The 21,054-nt window shown below is 71.4% G+C and carries 15 protein-coding genes; 7 read left to right on the forward strand and 8 right to left on the reverse strand.

Annotated elements, in window-relative coordinates; genetic code table 11:
- Positions 1-83: 83 nt before the first annotated feature.
- The 5 genes from ACZ4TO_RS37210 to ACZ4TO_RS37230 are packed head-to-tail and all read right to left on the reverse strand — an operon-like array spanning position 84 to position 6,119.
- Complete coding sequence (locus tag ACZ4TO_RS37210) at positions 84-1,337, reverse strand: styrene monooxygenase/indole monooxygenase family protein (RefSeq protein WP_468026512.1); 1,254 nt, start codon at positions 1,335-1,337, stop codon at positions 84-86.
- 31 nt (positions 1,338-1,368) lie between these two features.
- The gene (locus tag ACZ4TO_RS37215; protein WP_382787451.1) at positions 1,369-2,007 is read right to left on the reverse strand and encodes a GTP-binding protein; all 639 of its coding nucleotides are present in this window, start codon (positions 2,005-2,007) and stop codon (positions 1,369-1,371) included.
- Positions 1,988-2,398: a DUF742 domain-containing protein gene (locus tag ACZ4TO_RS37220; protein ID WP_362398757.1), complete on the reverse strand. Its 411-nt coding sequence runs from the start codon at positions 2,396-2,398 to the stop codon at positions 1,988-1,990. The genes ACZ4TO_RS37215 and ACZ4TO_RS37220 overlap by 20 nt, the downstream gene beginning before the upstream one ends.
- Positions 2,398-2,898 (reverse strand): roadblock/LC7 domain-containing protein, encoded by a 501-nt coding sequence (locus tag ACZ4TO_RS37225; RefSeq protein ID WP_382787453.1) that lies wholly within the window; start codon positions 2,896-2,898, stop codon positions 2,398-2,400. Before ACZ4TO_RS37225 ends, ACZ4TO_RS37220 begins: the two co-directional genes overlap by 1 nt.
- Entirely contained in the window at positions 2,895-6,119 is a 3,225-nt protein-coding gene (locus ACZ4TO_RS37230; RefSeq protein WP_468026513.1) for a sensor histidine kinase, read from the reverse strand. Before ACZ4TO_RS37230 ends, ACZ4TO_RS37225 begins: the two co-directional genes overlap by 4 nt.
- 368 nt (positions 6,120-6,487) lie before the next feature.
- On the opposite strand from ACZ4TO_RS37230, the gene ACZ4TO_RS37235 reads away from it, so the two are divergent.
- Positions 6,488-7,276 (forward strand): protein phosphatase 2C domain-containing protein, encoded by a 789-nt coding sequence (locus ACZ4TO_RS37235; RefSeq protein WP_468026514.1) that lies wholly within the window; start codon positions 6,488-6,490, stop codon positions 7,274-7,276.
- Positions 7,277-7,843: 567 nt separating this feature from the next.
- Here the strand turns inward: ACZ4TO_RS37235 and ACZ4TO_RS37240 are convergent.
- Positions 7,844-8,362 (reverse strand): MarR family winged helix-turn-helix transcriptional regulator, encoded by a 519-nt coding sequence (locus tag ACZ4TO_RS37240; RefSeq protein ID WP_382787460.1) that lies wholly within the window; start codon positions 8,360-8,362, stop codon positions 7,844-7,846.
- 298 nt (positions 8,363-8,660) lie between these two features.
- On the opposite strand from ACZ4TO_RS37240, the gene ACZ4TO_RS37245 reads away from it, so the two are divergent.
- Complete coding sequence (locus tag ACZ4TO_RS37245) at positions 8,661-9,479, forward strand: lysozyme (protein ID WP_382787462.1); 819 nt, start codon at positions 8,661-8,663, stop codon at positions 9,477-9,479.
- A 134-nt stretch (positions 9,480-9,613) separates the two neighbouring features.
- Here the strand turns inward: ACZ4TO_RS37245 and lon are convergent, their stop codons facing one another.
- On the reverse strand, positions 9,614-12,028 hold the full coding sequence (lon, locus tag ACZ4TO_RS37250) for an endopeptidase La (protein WP_382787464.1): 2,415 nt from the start codon (positions 12,026-12,028) through the stop codon (positions 9,614-9,616).
- Positions 12,029-12,298: 270 nt separating this feature from the next.
- On the opposite strand from lon, the gene ACZ4TO_RS37255 reads away from it, so the two are divergent.
- Positions 12,299-12,577, forward strand: a complete 279-nt coding sequence (locus ACZ4TO_RS37255; RefSeq protein ID WP_382787466.1) for a hypothetical protein — start codon at positions 12,299-12,301, stop codon at positions 12,575-12,577.
- Between the two features lie 152 nt (positions 12,578-12,729).
- On the opposite strand, the gene ACZ4TO_RS37260 is transcribed toward ACZ4TO_RS37255, so the two are convergent.
- Positions 12,730-13,551 (reverse strand): rhomboid-like protein, encoded by an 822-nt coding sequence (locus tag ACZ4TO_RS37260; RefSeq protein WP_468026515.1) that lies wholly within the window; start codon positions 13,549-13,551, stop codon positions 12,730-12,732.
- A gap of 648 nt (positions 13,552-14,199) precedes the next feature.
- Here ACZ4TO_RS37260 and ACZ4TO_RS37265 point away from each other — a divergent pair.
- The 4 genes from ACZ4TO_RS37265 to ACZ4TO_RS37280 all read left to right on the forward strand — a co-directional run bounded on the left by ACZ4TO_RS37265 (position 14,200) and on the right by ACZ4TO_RS37280 (position 21,000).
- Entirely contained in the window at positions 14,200-14,874 is a 675-nt protein-coding gene (locus ACZ4TO_RS37265) for a spermine/spermidine synthase domain-containing protein (RefSeq protein WP_382787470.1), read from the forward strand.
- A 113-nt stretch (positions 14,875-14,987) separates the two neighbouring features.
- A complete protein-coding gene (locus ACZ4TO_RS37270; RefSeq protein WP_037620929.1) occupies positions 14,988-15,725 on the forward strand; it encodes a response regulator transcription factor in 738 nt (245 codons plus the stop codon).
- Positions 15,726-15,787: 62 nt separating this feature from the next.
- The gene (locus ACZ4TO_RS37275) at positions 15,788-16,924 is read left to right on the forward strand and encodes a HAMP domain-containing sensor histidine kinase (RefSeq protein WP_385043165.1); all 1,137 of its coding nucleotides are present in this window, start codon (positions 15,788-15,790) and stop codon (positions 16,922-16,924) included.
- A 281-nt stretch (positions 16,925-17,205) separates the two neighbouring features.
- Complete coding sequence (locus tag ACZ4TO_RS37280; RefSeq protein WP_382787475.1) at positions 17,206-21,000, forward strand: multifunctional oxoglutarate decarboxylase/oxoglutarate dehydrogenase thiamine pyrophosphate-binding subunit/dihydrolipoyllysine-residue succinyltransferase subunit; 3,795 nt, start codon at positions 17,206-17,208, stop codon at positions 20,998-21,000.
- Positions 21,001-21,054: the final 54 nt, after the last annotated feature.

The raw sequence follows: 21,054 nt of genomic DNA on the forward strand, positions 1-21,054 counted from the left end.
CGGAAACGGGAGGGGCCCCGGCCGACGGCCGGGGCCCCTCCCGTCGATCGTCGCCGAGGCCGCTCACATCGGTCCGGCCGAGGTCAGGCCCCGGCCACCGAAGCCAGGTAGGCGTTCGTCTTCTCGGGGTCGAAGAAGAAGTTCTCGAAGTCGGCCGGGTCGTTGAAGCCGTTCGCGAAGCGGTCGGCCACGGGCTGGAGTTGGCCCGCCGCGCCGATCAGGTTCAGCACGTGCTCCGGCGGGACGCCCAGCATCGCGTTGGTCCACTTGGTGACGTGCTGCGCGGTGTCCCAGTAGCGGTCGAACGTCGCCTGCATCCACTCCTCGTCGAAGGGCTTGTCGCCCTGCTCGACGATCGAGGCGAGGTAGGCGGCGGCGCACTTGGAGGCCGAGTTGGAGCCCTGACCGGTGATCGGGTCGTTGGCCACGACGACGTCGGCGACACCGAGGACCAGTCCGCCGCCGGGGAGACGGCCGATCGGGTTGCGGACCGTGGGGGCGTAGCGCCCGGACAACGTGGCGCCCGCGTCGGTCAGTTCGACGTTGGTGGCGCGCGCGTACTCCCAGGGCGTGAACCGCTCCATGAGTTCCAGGGTCAGCGAGAGGTGCTCGGCCGGGTCCTTGACGCCGTTGAAGACGTCCAGCGGACCGCCGGGGATGCCCTCCCAGAACAGGATGTCGGCGCGTCCCGACGTGGTGAGGGTCGGCATGATGAAGAGCTCGCCGACGCCGGGGACCAGGTTGCAGCGGACCGCGTCGTAGTCCGGGTGCTCCGGGCGCGGGCCCAGGCCGTGCACGTACGACACCGCGAGGGCGCGCTGCGGCTCGGTGTACGGGGAACGGTCGGCGTCACGGCCGAACATCGAGACGAGTTCGCCCTTGCCCGCCGAGACCAGCACCAGGTCGTAGGCGCGGGAGAAGTAGTCGAGGTCGGAGACCGCGGCGCCGTGGATGACCAACTGGCCGCCGCGCTGCGCGAACGTCTCCATCCAGCCGGCCATCTTGACCCGCTGGTCGACCGACTGCGCGTAGCCGTCGAGCTTGCCGACCCAGTCGATGGCCCGCTGCGAGGGGCCCGGGTCGAACGAGCCGGGGACCGCGACGGAGACCCCGAGTCCTTCGATCTTCGGCGCCTGGGACTCCCAGAAGTTGAGCTGAAGATCGCGCTCGTGCTGGAGCGCCGTGTCGAACATGCACTGCGTCGACATGACCCGGCCGGAACGGATCTCGTCCGCCGTCCGGTTCGACATCAGGGTGACCTCGTACCCCTGCGACTGGAGTCCGAGGGCGAGCTGGAGGCCGGACTGGCCGGCCCCCACGACGAGTATCTTCCGCATGCGGGGTGCTTCTCCTAGGAGTCGGGCGTCCCTATTCGGGGCTGACTTCGAGTGCGTGACCGACGAGCGCGAGCAGGGTCTCGACGACCGAGATCTTGCGGCGCGCATCCATGATCATGACAGGTATGTGCGGAGGAACCGTGAGGGCCTCGCGCACATCCTCCGGCTCGAACTCGTCGGTTCCGTCGAAGTGGTTGACGGCGACGACGTACGGCAGTCCGCAGCTCTCGAAGTAGTCGAGCGCCGGGAAGCAGTCCGAGAGGCGGCGGGTGTCGGCGAGGACCACCGCGCCGATCGCGCCGCGCACGAGGTCGTCCCACATGAACCAGAACCGCTGCTGGCCCGGCGTACCGAAGAGGTAGAGCACCAGGTCGTCGTCGAGCGTGATGCGCCCGAAGTCCATGGCCACGGTGGTGGTCAGCTTGTCCGGCGTACCCGTGAGGTCGTCGGTTTCCTCGCTGGCCTGGGTCATCAGCGCCTCCGTCTGGAGGGGCGTGATCTCCGAGACGGACGTCACGAGCGTGGTCTTGCCGACGCCGAAGCCGCCGGCCACCACGATCTTCGTGGCGATCGGCGCGCGCGTGCGGTCCGTCTGCCAGGCCTGCAGATTCTCCTCGTCGTCGAGGAGGGGAGCGACGCCAGGTTCGGCGTCAGAGACGACGGAGTCCACTCAGCACCCTTTCCAGCAGGGCACGATCCGGCTGTCCCGGGCCGTGGCCTGTTCCGTACACGCGGATCTTTCCCTGGTCCGCCAGGTCGCTCAAGAGCACGCGGACCACTCCGAGCGGCATCCTGAGAAGAGCGGCGATCTCGGCCACCGTGCGCATGCGGCGGCAGAGTTCGACGATGGCCCGCATCTCGGGCATCACCCGGGTGGTGAGCGAGCCGTTGGTCAGTTCCTTGCGCACCTCGGGGGCGTCCAGCGCGGCCACGAACGTCTCCACCAGCAGGACGTGGCCGAAGCGCGTCCGTCCGCCGGTGAGCGAGTAGGGCCGTACGCGGGCGGGCTTGCGGTCGCCGCCGCGGACGGGGAGCTTCTTGACGACGTTCGACGCGGTCATCAGGCACTCCCGGGAGCGTCGGCCTCGAGGGATTTTCGGAGCTCGATGCGCAGCTCGGGGGTGAGGACGTGTCCGGCCCGGCCGACGAAGAGCGCCATGTGGTACGCCACCACGCTCATGTCGCAGTCCGCGGAGCCGTGCACGCCGAGCAGCGAGCCGTCGCTGATCGCCATGACGAAGAGGCTGCCCTCGTCCATCGCGACCATGGTCTGCTTGACGCCGCCGCCGTCCATCAGCTTGGCGGCGCCGAGGGTGAGGCTGCCGATGCCGGAGACGATGGTGGCGAGGTCGGCCGCGGAGCCCTTGGGTCCGGTCGGCCTGACGCTGTCGGCGGTCCTCGCCTCGGCGTTGCGGCCGGGGTCGGAGGAGAGCAGCAGCAGGCCGTCGGAGGAGACGACCGCGACCGACTGGAGGCCGGGCACCTCCTCGACGAGATTGGTCAGAAGCCAGTGCAGGTTACGTGCTTCGCTGCTCAGGCCGAAGGTACTGGTCGCGGTCAACTGCTTGCCTCCTCGGCTGTGCCCCCAGGTGCTTTCACGTCCTGTGCGCCGGGCCGGTGCCCGCTGGGCGCGGGTCCGGCGGGCGCGTGTGCGGGTGCGGGGGCCGGCGGGGTCTGTCCTTCGGGCGTGGGGGTCTCCGCCGTCCGGTCGGCGATCTCGGCCTCCACGTCGCGGCGGCCTTCGATCGCACCCCGGTGGAACCCGCCGAGCCTGCGGCGCAGGGCCTCGGCGTCCACGCCGCCCGCGCGGGGCCGCGGGGCGGCGGCGGGGGCGGTGATCTTCGGTGTGCGTTTGGGCAGGCCCTTGTCGGTGAGCCTGGGGTGTTCGTCGGCGGCACGCTCGGCGTCGGCGGCGGCGCGCTCGGCGTCGTCGGGGACACGCTCGTGGTCGTCCGGGCCGATGGCGTACGGGTCGGTCGCCGCCGGATCCGGATCGGCGGGCCTGCCGGCGGTGTGGGGGGCGGAGACCGTCGTGCCTACGGCGTGGGTGGTGCCGGTGGTCGTGCCCGTGGTGCCGGTCGTATCGGTCGTGCCCGTGGTGCCGGTCGTATCGGTCGTGCCCGTGGTGCCGGTCGTATCGGTGGCGCCCGTGGTGCCGGTCGTATCGGTCGTGCCGGCGGTGTCCGTGGGGGCCTCGGGGGCCCAGGCGTCCGTGCGGGCGGCGGTCGCGTCGGTGGCGAAGGCCGGAGACGGCTCGGCGGCGGCGCCGGGTGCCTCGGGCGCCGCGAAGGCGGCCGGGGCGGGGGCGTCGGTCGTGCCCGCCGGTGCTCCGGCCGTGGCCGGGGCCTCCGGGGCCAGCTCCGGGAGCAGCAGCTCCATCGTCGTCTCGGAGGTGAGCTCCGGCTCGGGCTCGCGGGGGCCAGGGATGACCGCCGTCCGCGCGGCCGGTCCGGACTCGGGGGCCGGCGTCGGTCCGGGCGCCGCCTCCGGGTCGGCGGCCGAGTCCTGAACGGCCGCCTCGGCCGCCGCGATCAGCGGGTCCTCGGTGTCGGCCGGGGCCGTCAGCGGGGCGCGCCGGATCGAACGGCCGCGCAGCACGTTGGAGTTGGCCTCGGCGTCCGCTCCGGGCAGGGCCACCGCGGGGGCGCCGCCGGCCAGCCGGACGGAGGCGGGGACGGTGGACGCCGGGGCGGCGGCGAGCAGCGTCTTCGGGAGGACGACCACGGCGGCCACCCCGCCCTGCTTCTGCTCGCGCAGCTTCACGCGTACACCGTGCCGGTGGGCGAGCCGGGCCACGACGTACAGGCCGAGCCCGAGTCCCTCGCCGCTCTCCTGGTCGTACGTGTCCTCGGGGTCGAACTCGGAGAGGCGGGCGTTGAGGTGCCTCATCCGGTCGTCGGTCATGCCGATGCCCTCGTCCTGCACGGAGAGCATCACGTCACCGCTCTCCAGCAGCCAGCCGGAGACCTCGACGGGTACGTCGGGCGGCGAGAACGAGGTGGCGTTCTCCAGGAGTTCGGCCACCAGGTGGCTGATGTCGTCGGCGGCGTACCCGGCGATGTGCGCGTGCGGGGGCAGCGCGGCGATCCGTACCCGCTCGTACCGCTCGATCTCGCTGACCGAGGCCCGCGCGATGTCGACGAGCGGGACCGGGCCCGCGTGGTGCTGGACGTGCTCGGCGCCGGCGAGGACGAGGAGGTTCTCGCTGTGCCGCCGCATGACGGTGGCGAAGTGGTCCAGCTTGAAGAGGGTGGAGAGGCGGTCCGGGTCCTGCTCGCGCTCCTCGAGTCCCTCGATGACGCCGAGCTGGCGCTCGACGAGGCCGAGGGTGCGCAGCGCGAGGTTCACGAAGGTGCTGTGGATGGTGCCGCGCACCTGCTCCAGGTGGGCCGCCGCCTCGGCGAGTTCGCCGCGCAGCCGGTCGCGCTCGTCGGCCATCTGCTGGCGCTGGCCGATGAGGTGCTTGCGGTCGCCTTCGAGGGTGGAGTTCCGCTCGTGCAGCGTGGCCACGTGCTGGTGCAGCGCGTTGACGGAGCGGACGACCTGGGCGAACTCGTCGTTGCGGCCGGTGAACTTGACCGGCTCCGCGGCGGCCGGATCGGCGGCGAGGCGGGCCGAGCCGAGCCGCAGGACGGCGAGCGGCCGGGTGAGGCTGCGGGCCATGGCCATCGTCATGCCGGCCGCGACGAGCATCAGGACGCCGAGGAGGGTGACGCGCAGCTCCAGGGCGGTGACGTCGTCGTCCCGCAGCTTCGCGAGGTCCTTGGTGCGGTGGTCGTTGAGGGAGGCCTCCGCGCCGCGCATCAGGTCGACCCGCGCGGACAGGGCCGCGTCCAGCTTCTTGGTGTCGGTGCCGAGCGCGGAGTCGGAGAGCTTGGGCTGACCGGTGAGGTTCGCCAGGTACTTCTCCGCGGAGCCGACGTCGGGGCCGGTGACCGTGGAGTCGTACGACGTCACGGCCTGCTTGGGCGCGGTCTCGCGGAAGTCCGCGACGGCCGCGTCGGAGCGCAGGCGCGCCTGCTGGGCGGCGGCGCTCAGCGCGTCGCGCTGCTTGGTGGCGGCGGCCGAGGAGACGTTCGTGGTGCTCGTCAGACCCGTGATCGGGTTGTAGACGCTCTGGGTGGTGTGGGGGATGCCGAGGGCCGCGAGGAGCAGTCCGCGGGCGGCGGCGGACTGCTGGACGGCGGTGTCCAGCTCGGCGAGGGAGTGCGCGCCGGACCCCGCGCGCGGCGGCATCCGGTCGGCCAGGTCCTCGGCGAGGGCGTGGAGTTCGGCGATGGCGTCGGAGTACGACTGGTGCGCTTCGAGAGCGGTGCTCTTGCCGGTGAGCGCCGCTCGCCTGAGCGTCGCGATGCCGTCGAGGTCCTGGAGCAGGGCGGCGGGGGCGTCCGCGTCCGCGCGCAGCTCGTCGACCTGCCGGTCGACCAGGGCGCTGCGCTTCTCGGAGGGGGCCTTGGCCTGGGGCCTGCCGGCGGCGACGTACGAGGTGACCTCGTCGCGCTCGTCGGCCAGCGCGTGCGCGAGGGTCAGCGCCTGCTGGGTGCGCTCGGCGAGCGTCACCAGGTTCTGGGAGTCGTTCAGTTGCTGTGAGGCGGACAGCACCATGGGCGCGCCGGCTCCGGCGATGGCGGCCGCGACGACCGCCACGGCCACGATCAGCCGGTTGCGTACGTGGGCGGTCCTGCCCCGGCCCGTGGAGTCGGTGGCGTCGCCCACGGCGCCACCCTCTGTGGAGTTGGAGGCCGTCTTCTTGCCTGTGCGCCTCGGCCGCGTCTTCTGCACCGGTGCTCGCATTCCTGACTCGTGTACCCATTTGGGGCCCGGGTGACGTCCCGTCAATCGCGGCGTACGCCCGGTACGGCTCCCGACCCTCCCAGTGCCGGTGGGCAGTGGTCCCGCATCATCTGACCCGCCACCCGAAGGAGTGAACATCGGAGGGGAGTTGGCGGGCAAGTCTCCCCGGCGCCCGCGACCGGCCCGCGCGGCGGGCCGGTTGGACGTCGGGGACGGGCTTTGGCAGTATTCGCCGCCACGCCTTGCCGGAGTCGATCATTCCAGGCCAAACCCGGCGCCCGTGCCGCTGAACCGCACGTCGGGCGTCGCCCGGCGTCTTCCGGAGCCCTTGTGAAGGGCTCGTGCAGACTGGCGGAATGCGCACTGAACTCGTGTCGGAGCCCGGAGACCCGGACCGCCCCAATGAGGACTTCGCATCGGTCGGGCTTCCCGCTTCAGGACAAGGCGGTTCACTGGTCGTGCTCGACGGGGTGACACCTCCCCGGGGTGACGACGGCTGTCTGCATTCGGTCCCCTGGTTCTCCGCACGGCTCGGCGGAGCGCTGACCGAACTGTCCGTTTCGCAGGGGGATTTGCCTCTGCCGGAGGTCCTGTCCCGGGCGATTCGCCGCGTCGCCGAGGCGCACGCCGACACCTGTGACCTTTCTCACCCGCGTACGCCCCAGGCAACCGTGGTCCTCGCGCGGTGGTCCGCGTCGCAGGTGGAGTACCTGGTCCTCTCGGACTCGGCGCTGCTGGTGGAATCCCCCGCCGGCGAGGTCGCCGTCCTGCTGGACGACCGCCTCTCCCGGCTCCCGCGCGCGTCCCTCGTCTCGGACGCCGTCGCCGACTCCACCGTCCGCAACAAGGAGGGCGGCTTCTTCACTGCGGCGGCGGATCCCTCGGTGGCCTCGTGCGCGGTGACGGGCACACTCCCCCGGTCCTCGGTCCGCGCCCTGACGGCTCTCTCGGACGGCGCGAGCCGGTGGGTGGAGCGGTTCCACGCGGGTGACTGGTCCGAGCTGTTCGCGCTGGTGCGCGAGGAGGGCTCCGCCTCGCTCGTCGAACGCGTACGCGGCCTGGAGCGCGCGGACGCGGCGGCTCGACCGGGATCACGGCGCGGCAAGACACACGACGACGCGACGGTGGTGTTCGTGGAGCTCTGATCGGAGACGGACGGGAGGGCCCCGGGCCCTGAAGGGCTGTTGCCGGCCGGGGCCGCGTGGCCAAGGGGGTGTGAGTGGCCGGGGGCTGCGTGGTCGCCGGGGTGCGAGTGGCCGAGGGGGCTGCTTGGCCGCCGGGCTGTAAGTGGCCGAGGGGGTCTGCGCGGCCACCAGGCCGTGAGCAACCGAAGGGCGTCCGCCTGACCGCCCCGGCCATGAGCAACCGAAGGGCGTCCGCCTGACCGCCCCGTGAGCAGCCGAGGGAGGCTGCGTGGTCGCCGGGGTGCGAGTGGCGGAGGGGGTTGCTTGGCCGCCGGGCCGTGAGCAACCGGAGGGCGTGTGCGTGGCCGCCAGGCCGTGAGCAATCGCAGGGCGTCTGTCTGACCGCCAGACCGTGAGTGGCCGAGCGGGCTGTGCGCGGCTGATGGGCCGCGAGCGGCCGAGGTGTTGTGCGGGGCTGGGGTGCCGTGAGCGGCCGAGGGAGGTTCTGCAGGGCCGAAGGCTGTGGGTGGTCGGCGGGTGGGAGGGGTCGTGCGTCGAGCTGGAGGGAGCCGTGGGCGCCCGGTGGGGCTACTTCTCCATTCCGCGGTTGAGTTGGTTCAGCAGCCGGGCGAGTTCCGCCACCTCGTTCTGGTCCCAGTGGGCGAGCTGGCGGACGTAGCGGGCCCGGCGGGCCTCGCGGACGCTGGAGACACGGCCACGGCCCTCGTCGGTGAGGTGGACGAGCCAGGCGCGACCGTCGGCGGGGTCGGGTTCGCGCGCGACCAGACCCAGCTCCTCCAGGGCGCGGAGCTGCCGGGACATCGTGGCCTTGCCGACGCCGATGTAGGCGGCGAGTTCCGTGGCGCGCTGGCGGCCGCACTCCTCCAGACGGACGAGGAGTCCGTACGCGGCGGACTCCAGGTCCGGATGCACCTCGCGGGCCATCTCCCCCTGGTTGGCACGGGCGCGGCGCAGGAACACGGTCAACTCCCGCTCCAGGGAAAGGAACTCGCGGTCCCCGACCCCGTGCGCCGCGGGCCGGTCCATACCATTTCCCGACACGCCGGATTCGACCGGACGTCCGCCGTCGTTCCCGCCCTCGTGCACGTCAGCACCCCTGACCCGGTTTCCCGATCCTGAAAGTTTCTGCCAGAACTCACCGTTGCCGCAGCTCCGCCAGTATTTCGCAGGCGTAGACCAACGGCAGCCTCCGGCCCCTCTTCCCACGCCGTCGTCTACGTGCGTAGCTTCTTTATCAGACACATTTACTGGCATGCGCACGCCACTCCCAGGTCAAGGACGACCTGATCCCCCCGGGGCACGCATGCCCGCGCTTTCCCCCCACCGAGCTCCGTCAGGGCTCCCCCAGGGCTCCGGAGCTCCCTCGCCCTTCGGAGGCACGCACATGTCCGTGCACAGATCCGGAACGGCCCGCCGCCTGCGCCTGCTCGCGGCCGGAACCCTGCTCGCCGCCTTCTCCCTCCTCTCCACCCTCCCCTCCTCCGCCGCCGACATCCCCGCCCGGGGCACCGCCCGGATGGGCATGGGAGTCGTCGCCCACGACGGTCAGGGCGGCACGCCGACCACCGGTGACGCCACCCAGACGGAAGGGGTCGACGTCGCCGGGTACCAGGGCAACGTCGCCTGGTCGACGCTGTGGAACAGCGGGGTCAGGTGGGCCTACACCAAGGCGAGCGAGGGGACGTACTACACGAACCCGTACTTCGCCCAGCAGTACAACGGCGCCTACAACATCGGCATGATCCGCGGGTCCTACCACTTCGCGACCCCGGACACCACGACGGGCGCCACCCAGGCCAACTACTTCGTCGACCACGGCGGCGGCTGGTCGGGCGACGGCAGGACGCTGCCCGGCACGCTCGACATCGAGTGGAACCCGTACGGGGCAGCCTGTTACGGCAAGACCCAGAGCGCGATGGTGAGCTGGATCAGCAGCTTCCTCAGCCAGTACCGGGCCAGGACCGGCCGTGACGCGGTGATCTACACGGCCGCGAGCTGGTGGACGCAGTGCACGGGCAACTACGGCGGCTTCGCCTCCGCCAACCCGCTGTGGATCGCGCGGTACGCCTCCGATCCGGGGACCCTCCCGGCGGGCTGGGACTACTACACGATGTGGCAGTACACGTCGTCCGGACCGACGGTCGGGGACCACGACAAGTTCAACGGTGCCCTGGACCGCGTCCAGGCGCTCGCCAACGGCTGAGACGCACCTGCCGTACGGCACGGCGGCCGGCGTGGAGCCGGCCGCCGGTCGTACGGCGAAGGCGACGGCACGCGGCACGGCGAAGGCCCGGGCCTCCCTCACGGGACCCGGGCCTTCCCTTCCGGCAGCGTCCGTCACGCCGCCACCGGAACCTCCGGCACGGCACCGTTCGTCGCCGGCGCCAGTGCCAGCTCCAGGACCTGGCGGACGTCCGTGACGGTGTGGACGTCGAGCTTCTCCAGGACCTCGGCCGGGACGTCGTCCAGATCGGCCTCGTTGCGCTTGGGGATGATCACGGTCGTGACACCCGCCCGGTGCGCGGCGAGCAGCTTCTGCTTCACCCCGCCGATGGGCAGGACCCGCCCGGTCAGCGAGACCTCACCGGTCATGGCCACGTCCGTGCGGACCAGCCGGCCCGACAGCAGCGACGCCAGGGCGGTCGTCATCGTGACACCCGCGCTCGGACCGTCCTTCGGGACCGCGCCCGCCGGGAAGTGGATGTGCGCGCCGCGGTCCTTCAGGTCGCCGACGGGGAGTTCGAGCTCCGCGCCGTGCGAGCGCAGGAAGGAGAGCGCGATCTGCGCCGACTCCTTCATCACGTCGCCGAGCTGACCCGTGAGGGTCAGACCGGCCGCGCCCGTCTCCGGGTCGGCCAGCGACGCCTCCACGTAGAGGACGTCTCCGCCCGCTCCCGTGACCGCCAGGCCGGTGGCGACACCGGGCACCGCCGTACGGCGCTCGGCCGGGTCCTGCGCCGACTCGGGCACGTGGTGCGGGCGCCCGATGAGTTCGCGCAGATCGCCGTCGGTGACCGTGAACGGCAGCTCCCGGCGGCCCAGTTCGTGCTGGGCCGCGACCTTGCGCAGCAGCCGGGCGATGCCCCGCTCCAGGTTCCGTACGCCCGCTTCCCGGGTGTACTCCCCCGCGAGCTTGCGCAGCGCGCTCTCGTCGAGGACGACCTCTTCCTTCTCCAGGCCCGCCCGCTCCAGTTGGCGCGGCAGCAGGTGGTCCCGGGCGATGACGACCTTCTCGTCCTCGGTGTAGCCGTCGAGGCGGACCAGCTCCATACGGTCGAGCAGGGCCTCCGGGATGGCCTCCAGGACGTTGGCGGTGGCGAGGAACACCACGTCGGAGAGGTCGAGTTCGACCTCCAGGTAGTGGTCGCGGAAGGTGTGGTTCTGCGCCGGGTCGAGGACTTCGAGCAGCGCCGCCGCCGGGTCGCCCCGGAAGTCGGAGCCGACCTTGTCGATCTCGTCGAGCAGGACCACCGGGTTCATCGACCCGGCCTCCTTGATGGCCCGGACGATCCGGCCGGGCAGCGCGCCGACGTACGTACGGCGGTGGCCGCGGATCTCGGCCTCGTCCCGGACGCCGCCGAGGGCGACACGGACGAACTTGCGGCCCATGGCGTGCGCGACGGACTCGCCGAGCGAGGTCTTGCCGACACCGGGCGGGCCGACGAGCGCGAGCACGGCGCCGCCGCGCCGGCCGCCGACGACCCCGAGACCGCGCTCGGAACGCCGCTTGCGCACCGCCAGGTACTCGGTGATGCGCTCCTTCACGTCCTCCAGACCGGCGTGCTCGGCGTCGAGCACGGCCTGGGCACCCCGGATGTCGTACGCGTCCTCGGTCCGTTCGTTCCAGGGCAGCTCAAGGACGGTGTCCAGCCAGGTCCGGATCCAGCTTCCCTCGGGCGACTGGTCACTGGAGCGCTCCAGCTTCTCGACCTCCTTGAGGGCGGCCTCGCGGACGCTCTCGGGAAGGTCGGCCGCCTCCACGCGGGCGCGGTAGTCGTCGGACTCGTCCTCGCCGTCCTCTCCCTTGAGGTCGCGCAGTTCCTTGCGTACGGCTTCGAGCTGGCGGCGCAGCAGGAACTCGCGCTGCTGCTTGTCGACGCCCTCCTGGACGTCCTTGGCGATGGACTCGGCGACATCCTGCTCGGCGAGGTGCTCGCGGAGCTGTTCGGTGGCGAGCTTGAGGCGGGCCACCGGGTCGGCGGTCTCCAGCAGCTCGACCTTCTGCTCCACGGTGAGGAACGGTGAGTAACCGGAATTGTCGGCAAGGGCGGAGACGTCGTCGATCTGCTGCACCCTGTCCACGACCTGCCAGGCGGCGCGCTTGCGCAGCCAGCTCGTCGCCAGGGCCTTGTATTCCTTCACCAGGTCGGCGACCCGGCCGGGCAGCGGGTCGGGCACGGTCTCCTCGACCCGGGTGCCCTCGACCCACAGGGCGGCACCGGGACCGGTCGTCCCCGCGCCCACCCTCACGCGCCCACGCCCCCGGATCAACGCGCCCGGGTCGCCGTCGGCCAGCCGGCCGACCTGCTCGACCGTGCCGAGCACACCGGTGCTCGCGTAGGTCCCGTCGATGCGTGGCACCAGGAGTACCTGAGGCTTTCCGGGCGTTGAACGGGCGGCGGCCTGAGCGGCCTCCACCGCGGCACGCACATCGGTGTCGTTCAGATCCAGCGGCACCACCATTCCGGGCAGCACGACCTCGTCGTCGAGCGGCAGCACGGGCAGGGTGAGTGATGCGGACGTCGAAGCCATGATCTCCCCTTCGGCAGTCAAGTTGAGTTATGTCGACTCAATGCACGGGAGGCTCGCAATGTTCCCTGGGGAGCGTTCGCTGTGAGCGATCGGCGGGAGTCGCGGGCCGGGCGGCCTGGTGGAGGGCGTCGCGACCGAGCGGCGTCGCGGACCGCGCGGCCTCACGGACCGAGCGTCGCGGGCCGAGCGTCGCCGAGCGTCGCGGGCCGATGCGGCGTCGGGGCCACCTTCCGGGATGCGGGGTGGCCGTCCGGCTCGGATCGTGGAGTCATGAACCATCACCTCGCCCAGAGCAAGCTCGAGATCGACACCCGGCTCGTCACGACCGGTGCCGTGCTGACCGCGGCCGGTGCCCTGGTGGCGTGCACCGGCATGGTCATCGCGGCCGCCGCCGTGTTCAGCGCGGGCCGGCGCATGATCCGCGCCATGGATGTGCCTCCGTCGCAGGTGGCGGCCATCAAGTGGCGGCAGGCCAAGGAGGCCTCCCTGGCGGGCATGCAGGCATGGCAGTCCGCGTCCGACGCCCGCAACGGGGCGCCCATCCGTTAGCCGGTCCTCCCTCCGATGGCTCAACGGGCCGCTTCTCGTCCGCCGGGGCGGGGAAGGGGCCCGTGAGCCGGTCGGGGCGGCGTCCGGTCGAGGTGGCTCTCGACGGGGAGGACGTCCGGTCGCGAGACTCGGCTCGTCGGGGAGCCCGCGTCTCAGGTCCGGGCGGCCTGTTCCGTCCCTTCCGCCCCTTGCGGCTGTTCCGGCTGTTCCGGCTGTGTGACGTACGCGGCGGGGCGATGCCCGCGTCGCCGACGCCGGACCGCGGGCCAGGTCGCGACGCCGATCGCCAGCGCGATCAGGTGGCCCGCGTCCGTCACCGGATCGGCGAGGACGATCAGGTCCTGGGTGAGGACCGCGCCGAAGCCGATCAGCAGGGGCCGGCCCAGCCAGGGCGGCAGGAGTCCCGCCAGCGAGCCGACACTCGCGGCGACGCCGAAGCTGATGCCGTAGTCGAGCCGGTGCAGCGAGCCGACGGGCAGGCCGCCCGCCAGCACCGCGACACCGACCGGCAGCTCGGTGACCAGCGTGGCCACCACGTGCCCGGCCAGGAAGACCCCGGCCGCCCACACCGTGCCGGTGCGGCGCTCCAGCGCGGTCAGCACGAGCAGGAAGCCGGCCGCGTACGGCGAGGCGATCCCGCCGACGATCCACAGCGCGCTCGCGATCAGCACGAGCACCGGGTGCCGTACGAGGTGCGCGACGTCCGTGCTGGACGCCTGGTGCAGGGCGTGGACGAGCGCGGGGCGCGTGTGCCCGGCGAGCCAGGAGACGAGGGCGAGGACAGCCGCGTACCCGAAGGTGAAGGGAGTGCTCCGCGGGGTGGGCAGCAGGCTCCGGAGTCCCTGGAAGCGTGATCGGCCGATGCGGCCGAGGGCGGCGGGCGGTCCGGAGCCGTCGCGTCGCGCAGGGCCGGGGACGGAATCCGAGCCGGGTCGCGGGGCGAGGCCGGAACAGGACCCGCGTTGCCGCGGCACCGCGGGGAGAGGACCGGATGAAGCCGCACCGCGATCCGCCCCGGCGGACACGGAGGCCTCGCCGGGGTGCACCGCGACTCCGTCCGCGGAGGCGGAAACCTGCCCGGCGGACGCCGGAACCCGCCCGGCGGACACGGACACCCCATCGGTACACGCGGCGACCCCACCGGCGGACACAGGCACCCCACCGGTACGCGCGGCGACCCCACCGGCGGACACGGGCACCCCACCGGTACGCGCGGCGACCCCGTCCGCGGACACGGAAGGCTGCCCGGCGGACGCCGGGGCCCGACCGGCCGACACGGAACCCTCACCGGTACGCGCCGCGGCCTCGCCCGTCGGCGCGGAGGACCGGGTGACGGGAGCGGCCACTTCCGTCGCGGACCGGGGAGCCGGGGCGGCCGCCGTGCAGGGGTCTTCGGTGGGGGTCCGGTCCACGGTGCGGCGCTCCTTCCGTCGCGGACCAGCCTTCGCGCCCCCTCCGCCCCTGTCTATGACCGGCGCCACGTGACGGCCGATTCTCAGGGACTCCTCAAGAAAGGGGTGGGCCGGTCAACCTCGTGCGGCCCGCCGTCACTCCGGCGGCCGAGGGAACCGGCGCCCGCAATTCCCGCGACCCGTACAGGTGAAAATGCCAGGATGGCGGCCATGACCTCGTACAGGACTCCCGAAGTCATCGACCGTCGCCAGGGCCCCTACGGCGAGGTCGTGCTGCGGCGCCACGGCGACCTGCTGCAGATCATCGCCAACGGATGCTTCCTGATGGACACCTCCGACGGGCGTTCCGAGCGGCTCCTCATGGACGCGGCGTACGACGCCCTGGACGGGCGCCCGGAGCCGAGCGTGCTGATCGGCGGCCTCGGCGTCGGGTTCTCGCTGGCGCACGCCGCGGCCGATCGCCGCTGGGGACGCATCACGGTTGTCGAGCGCGAACGGGCGATCATCGACTGGCACCGGGACGGCCCCCTCGCGGCGCTCTCGGCCCGGGCGCTCGCGGACCCGCGCACCGACATCGTCGAGAGGGACCTCGTCGAGTACGTCAATGAGATCTCCGACACGTTCGACGCCCTGTGTCTCGACATCGACAACGGACCGGACTGGACGGTCACCGAGGGCAACGCGGGACTGTACGGGGCGTCCGGACTGGCAAGCTGCGCAAGGGCGTTGAGGCCGGGTGGCGTCCTCGCGGTGTGGTCGGCGCAGCCCTCTCCGGAATTTGAAGGAACCTTGCGGAATGCCGGATTCCGACGGGTCCGTACCGAAGTGATCCCCGTTGCCCGGGGCGTTCCCGACGTGGTGCATCTCGCGGTGAGGCCTGGATAGCCGAGCCGCACCCACTGCCCGTACCCTGCTTGCCTGACGCGGATCATTCAAGCGTCAAGCGCAGTCATGGGATCACCCCACGGATTCCGGAAAGCACACTTCAGGGGCGGGCGATGGAGCAGACACACACCTCCCAGAACGGCACGGCGGCGACCCCGGGCGCACAGCGCCGGGTTTTGGTCGTCGAGGACGACCCCACGATCGTCGACGCCATCGCGGCCCGTCTGCGAGCCGAGGGATTCCTCGTGCAAACCGCGGGCGACGGCCCTGCCGCCGTCGACACCGCCGAGGCTTGGCAGCCCGATCTGCTGATCCTCGACATCATGCTGCCCGGCTTCGACGGTCTGGAGGTCTGCCGGCGCGTGCAGGCCGCCCGCCCGGTGCCGGTGCTGATGCTCACCGCGCGCGACGACGAGACCGACATGCTGGTCGGGCTCGGAGTCGGCGCCGACGACTACATGACCAAGCCGTTCTCGATGCGCGAGCTGGCCGCGCGGGTGCACGTGCTGCTCCGCAGGGTCGAGCGCGCGGTCGTCGCGGCCTCCACCCCGCGCAGCGGCATCCTGCGGCTCGGCGAGCTGGAGATCGACCACGCGCAGCGCCGGGTGCGGGTCCGCAGCGAGGACGTGCACCTCACGCCGACCGAGTTCGACCTGCTGGTCTGCCTCGCGAACACCCCGCGTGCCGTACTCTCGCGCGAGCAGCTTCTCGCCGAGGTGTGGGACTGGGCGGACGCCTCCGGTACCCGGACCGTCGACAGTCACATCAAGGCGCTGCGCCGCAAGATCGGCGCCGAGCGGATCCGTACGGTGCACGGCGTCGGCTACGCACTGGAGACCCCGACTCCCTGAGCGGGACCTCCTTGGGATCGTCGGGCCCCGTGAGAGCGGGACCCGCGTGAGGGGCTGATGTGATGAGCGGACTCGGAGAGCGGGGGCGCGGGCTCGGCGAGCGCGCGTCCGCGGGGCGCAGGAACTCGGGCTGGGGTGAGGTACGGCCCTTCTCGATCAAGACCAAGCTGGGCGCACTCGTCGTCATCTCCGTGCTCATCACCACCGGTCTGTCGATGATCGCGGTGCACACGAAGACCGAGCTCCGCTTCATCACCGTCTTCTCGATGATCGCCACGCTGCTGATCACCCAGTTCGTGGCGCACTCGCTCACCGCTCCGCTGGACGAGATGAACGCGGTGGCCCGGTCGATCTGGCACGGGGACTACACCCGCCGGGTGCGGGACGACCGGCGGGACGAGCTGGGCGACCTGGCCCAGACGATCAACCTCATGGCCGACGAGCTGGAGGCCCAGGACCGTCAGCGCAAGGAGCTCGTGGCGAATGTCTCGCACGAGCTGCGCACTCCCATCGCGGGTCTGCGCGGCGTCCTGGAGAACGTCGTGGACGGCGTCTCGGAGGCCGACCCCGAGACGATGCGCACCGCGCTGAAGCAGACGGAGCGCCTCGGCCGGCTGGTGGAGACCCTTCTCGACCTGTCGCGGCTGGACAACGGCGTCGTACCGCTGCGCAGGCGGCGCTTCGAGGTGTGGCCGTATCTGTCCGGGGTGCTGAAGGAGGCCAACATGGTCGCCTCCGCGCGCGCGGACCTCGCCTCGGGCTCGGGCGGCGGTCACACCCGCACGGACGTGCATCTGCACCTCGACGTGTCCCCGCCGGAGCTGACCGCGCACGCGGACCCGGAGCGGATCCACCAGGTCGTGGCGAATCTCATCGACAACGCGGTCAAGCACAGCCCGCCGCACGGCCGGGTGACGGTACGGGCCCGGCGGGGCGACCATCCCGAGTCGCTGGCCCTGGAGGTCCTGGACGAGGGGCCCGGCATTCCGAAGTCGGAGTGGCACCGCGTCTTCGAGCGGTTCAACCGCGGCGGGGTGCCCGCGCCCCACGGTCCGGGCAGTGACGGCGGTACGGGACTGGGGCTCGCGATCGCCCGCTGGGCCGTGGATCTGCACGGCGGACGCATCGGTGTGGCCGAATCTCAGCGGGGTTGCCGGATCCAGGTCATCCTTCCGGGCCTCCCTTCTCTGCCAAGTTGACGTAAAGTTCGAACCGGAGCCGCAAGATCCACCGCTGTCGCCGGGTGCGTACACGTGTGATCAGGCACAGGGCCGCGTGAAGCTTGCCGCGACCCGGGGCCGCCGTACCCATTCCGATGCGGAACCACGCTTGTTTCCCGCCATTTCCATGGGCGAAACACGGATTCCGATGTGACTTACGCGACGTTGGACAGGCCCGGCCTGACCTTCTCGGCCAGGGAGGCGTAGCCTTTATTCCCGCTGTCCATCACCTTGTGAAGCGGAAGAGGGCGGTTAGCGCCGTGTCGCCACAGTCCCCCAGTAACTCGAGTATCTCGACCGATGACCAAGCCGCCGGGAAGAACCCCGCGGCCGCCTTCGGTGCCAACGAGTGGCTCGTCGACGAGATCTATCAGCAGTACCTCCAGGACCCGAATTCGGTAGACCGAGCCTGGTGGGACTTCTTCGCCGACTACAAGCCCGGGGCGCCCGCCGCCGCGGCTACGGCGGGTGCTGCGGCCGCGGGGGCCGCAGGCACCACCACGGCCGCGCCGGCCGCGCCCGTGCCACCCGCAGCGCGCCAGGCTCCTCCCCAGGCCCCGGCTCCGGCCGCGCCCGCTCCGGCCGCCGCTCCCGCGGCTCCGAAGCCCGCCGCCGCCGCGCCGGCTCCCGCGAAGGCCGCTCCGGCCGCCGCGAAGCCGAAGGCCGCTCCGGCCGCCGAGGCGCCCGAGGGCCCCGAGTACGTGACCCTGCGCGGTCCCGCCGGTGCCGTCGCGAAGAACATGAACGCCTCCCTGGAGCTGCCCACGGCCACGTCCGTGCGCGCGGTCCCGGTGAAGCTGCTCTTCGACAACCGCATCGTCATCAACAACCACCTGAAGCGCGCCCGGGGCGGGAAGATCTCCTTCACCCACCTCATCGGGTACGCGATGGTGCAGGCCATCAAGGCCATGCCGTCGATGAACTGGCACTACGCGGAGAAGGACGGGAAGCCCACCCTCGTCAAGCCCGCGCACGTCAACTTCGGCCTCGCCATCGACCTGGTGAAGCCCAACGGCGACCGCCAGCTCGTCGTCGCCGGCATCAAGAAGGCCGAGACGCTGAACTTCTTCGAGTTCTGGCAGGCCTACGAGGACATCGTCCGCCGCGCCCGTGACGGCAAGCTGACGATGGACGACTTCACCGGGGTCACGGTCTCGCTGACCAACCCCGGCGGCCTCGGCACCGTCCACTCGGTCCCGCGTCTGATGCCCGGACAGTCGGTCATCATGGGCGTCGGCTCGATGGACTACCCGGCGGAGTTCCAGGGCACCTCCCAGGACACCCTGAACAAGCTCGGCATCGCGAAGGTCATGACGCTCACGTCGACCTACGACCACCGGGTCATCCAGGGCGCCGCCTCCGGCGAGTTCCTGCGCATCGTCGCGAACTACCTGCTCGGCGAGACCGGCTTCTACGACGAGATCTTCGAGTCGCTGCGGATCCCCTACGAGCCGGTCCGCTGGCTCAAGGACATCGACGCCAGCCACGACGACGACGTCACCAAGGCCGCCCGCGTCTTCGAGCTGATCCACTCCTACCGGGTCCGCGGCCACGTCATGGCCGACACCGACCCGCTGGAGTACAAGCAGCGCAAGCACCCCGACCTGGACATCACCGAGCACGGGCTCACCCTGTGGGACCTGGAGCGCGAGTTCGCCGTCGGCGGCTTCTCCGGCAAGTCCCTGATGAAGCTGCGCGACATCCTCGGCGTCCTGCGCGACTCGTACTGCCGCACCACGGGCATCGAGTTCATGCACATCCAGGACCCGAAGCAGCGCAAGTGGATCCAGGACCGCATCGAGCGCCCGCACTCCAAGCCCGAGCGCGAGGAGCAGCTCCGCATCCTGCGCCGGCTGAACTCCGCCGAGGCCTTCGAGACCTTCCTGCAGACGAAGTACGTCGGCCAGAAGCGCTTCTCCCTGGAGGGCGGCGAGTCCGTCATCCCGCTCCTCGACGCCGTCATCGACAGCGCCGCGGAGTCCCGCCTGGACGAGGTCGTCATCGGCATGGCCCACCGCGGCCGCCTGAACGTCCTCGCCAACATCGTCGGCAAGTCGTACGCGCAGATCTTCCGCGAGTTCGAGGGCAACCTCGACCCGAAGTCGATGCACGGCTCCGGCGACGTGAAGTACCACCTGGGCGCCCAGGGCACCTTCACCGGCCTGGACGGCGAGCAGATCAAGGTCTCGCTGGCCGCCAACCCGTCCCACCTGGAGACGGTCGACCCGGTCATCGAGGGCATCGTCCGCGCCAAGCAGGACATCATCAACAAGGGCGGCACGGACTTCACGGTCCTGCCCGTCGCCCTGCACGGTGACGCGGCCTTCGCCGGCCAGGGTGTGGTCGCCGAGACGCTCAACATGTCGCAGCTCCGCGGCTACCGCACGGGCGGCACGGTCCACATCGTCATCAACAACCAGGTCGGCTTCACCGCCGCCCCGGAGTCGTCGCGCTCCTCCATGTACGCCACCGACGTGGCCCGCATGATCGAGGCGCCGATCTTCCACGTGAACGGTGACGACCCCGAGGCCGTCGTCCGTGTCGCGCGCCTGGCCTTCGAGTTCCGTCAGGCGTTCAACAAGGACGTCGTGATCGACCTCATCTGCTACCGCCGCCGCGGACACAACGAGTCCGACAACCCGGCGTTCACGCAGCCGCTGATGTACGACCTGATCGACAAGAAGCGCTCGGTGCGCAAGCTCTACACCGAGTCCCTCATCGGTCGCGGCGACATCACCCTCGAAGAGGCCGAGCAGGCGCTCCAGGACTTCCAGGGCCAGCTCGAGAAGGTCTTCACCGAGGTCCGCGAGGCCGTCGCGCAGGCGCCCGAGGCCCACGTCCCGGACGTCCAGGCCGAGTTCCCGGTCGCCGTGTCCACCGCGGTCTCCCAGGAGATCGTGAAGCGGATCGCCGAGTCCCAGGTCAACATCCCCGACAACGTCACCGTGCACCCGCGGCTGCTCCCGCAGCTCCAGCGCCGCGCGGCGATGATCGAGGACGGCACGATCGACTGGGGCATGGGCGAGACCCTCGCCATCGGTTCGCTGCTCCTGGAGGGCACGCCGGTCCGGCTGTCCGGCCAGGACTCGCGCCGCGGCACCTTCGGCCAGCGCCACGCGGTGCTGATCGACCGGGTCAACGGCGAGGACTACACCCCGCTGCAGTACCTCTCGGACGAGCAGGCCCGCCTGAACGTCTACGACTCGCTGCTCTCCGAGTACGCGGTCATGGGCTTCGAGTACGGCTACTCGCTGGCCCGCCCGGACGCGCTCGTGCTGTGGGAGGCGCAGTTCGGCGACTTCGTCAACGGCGCGCAGACGATCGTCGACGAGTACATCTCGGCCGCCGAGCAGAAGTGGGGCCAGACGTCCGGCGTCACCCTGCTGCTGCCGCACGGCTACGAGGGCCAGGGCCCGGACCACTCCTCGGCCCGTATCGAGCGCTTCCTGCAGCTCTGCGCCCAGAACAACATGACGGTCGCCCAGCCGACGCTCCCGTCGAACTACTTCCACCTCCTGCGGTGGCAGGTGCACAACCCGCACCACAAGCCGCTGGTGGTCTTCACCCCGAAGTCGATGCTGCGCCTCAAGGCCGCGGCCTCGAAGGCGGAGGAGTTCACGTCGGGCCAGTTCCGCCCGGTCATCGGCGACGACTCGGTCGACGCGGCCGCCGTGCGCAAGGTCGTGTTCTGCGCCGGCAAGCTGTACTACGACCTGGAGGCCGAGCGGCAGAAGCGCGGCTCCACGGACACGGCGATCATCCGTATCGAGCGTCTGTACCCGCTCCCGGGTGCCGAGCTCCAGGCGGAGATCGCCAAGTACCCGAACGCCGAGAAGTACCTGTGGGCCCAGGAAGAGCCGGCGAACCAGGGTGCCTGGCCGTTCATCGCGCTCAACCTGATCGACCACCTCGACCTGGCGGTCGGCGCGGACGTCCCGGGCGCGGAGCGCCTGCGCCGCATCTCGCGCCCGCACTCCTCCTCCCCCGCCGTCGGTTCCGCGAAGCGGCACCAGGCGGAGCAGGAGCAGCTGGTGCGTGAGGTGTTCGAGGCCTAGGCCTCCGGCACGAGAGCAGCACGAAAGGGCCCGGCCCCGAGTCCATCTGGACTC

The organism is Streptomyces sp. NPDC028298 (assembly GCF_055565895.1).

Bases quoted from the DNA above. Each gene is read 5' to 3' on its own strand.
- ACZ4TO_RS37245 (WP_382787462.1), top strand. From the start codon at position 8,661: ATGTCCGTGCACAGATCCGGAACGGCCCGCCGCCTGCGCCTGCTCGCG.
- ACZ4TO_RS37255 (WP_382787466.1), top strand. From the start codon at position 12,299: ATGAACCATCACCTCGCCCAGAGCAAGCTCGAGATCGACACCCGGCTC.
- ACZ4TO_RS37210 (WP_468026512.1), bottom strand. From the start codon at position 1,337: ATGCGGAAGATACTCGTCGTGGGGGCCGGCCAGTCCGGCCTCCAGCTC.
- ACZ4TO_RS37220 (WP_362398757.1), bottom strand. From the start codon at position 2,398: ATGACCGCGTCGAACGTCGTCAAGAAGCTCCCCGTCCGCGGCGGCGAC.
- lon (WP_382787464.1), bottom strand. From the start codon at position 12,028: ATGGCTTCGACGTCCGCATCACTCACCCTGCCCGTGCTGCCGCTCGAC.
- ACZ4TO_RS37275 (WP_385043165.1), top strand. From the start codon at position 15,788: ATGAGCGGACTCGGAGAGCGGGGGCGCGGGCTCGGCGAGCGCGCGTCC.
- ACZ4TO_RS37270 (WP_037620929.1), top strand. From the start codon at position 14,988: ATGGAGCAGACACACACCTCCCAGAACGGCACGGCGGCGACCCCGGGC.
- ACZ4TO_RS37265 (WP_382787470.1), top strand. From the start codon at position 14,200: ATGACCTCGTACAGGACTCCCGAAGTCATCGACCGTCGCCAGGGCCCC.
- ACZ4TO_RS37235 (WP_468026514.1), top strand. From the start codon at position 6,488: ATGCGCACTGAACTCGTGTCGGAGCCCGGAGACCCGGACCGCCCCAAT.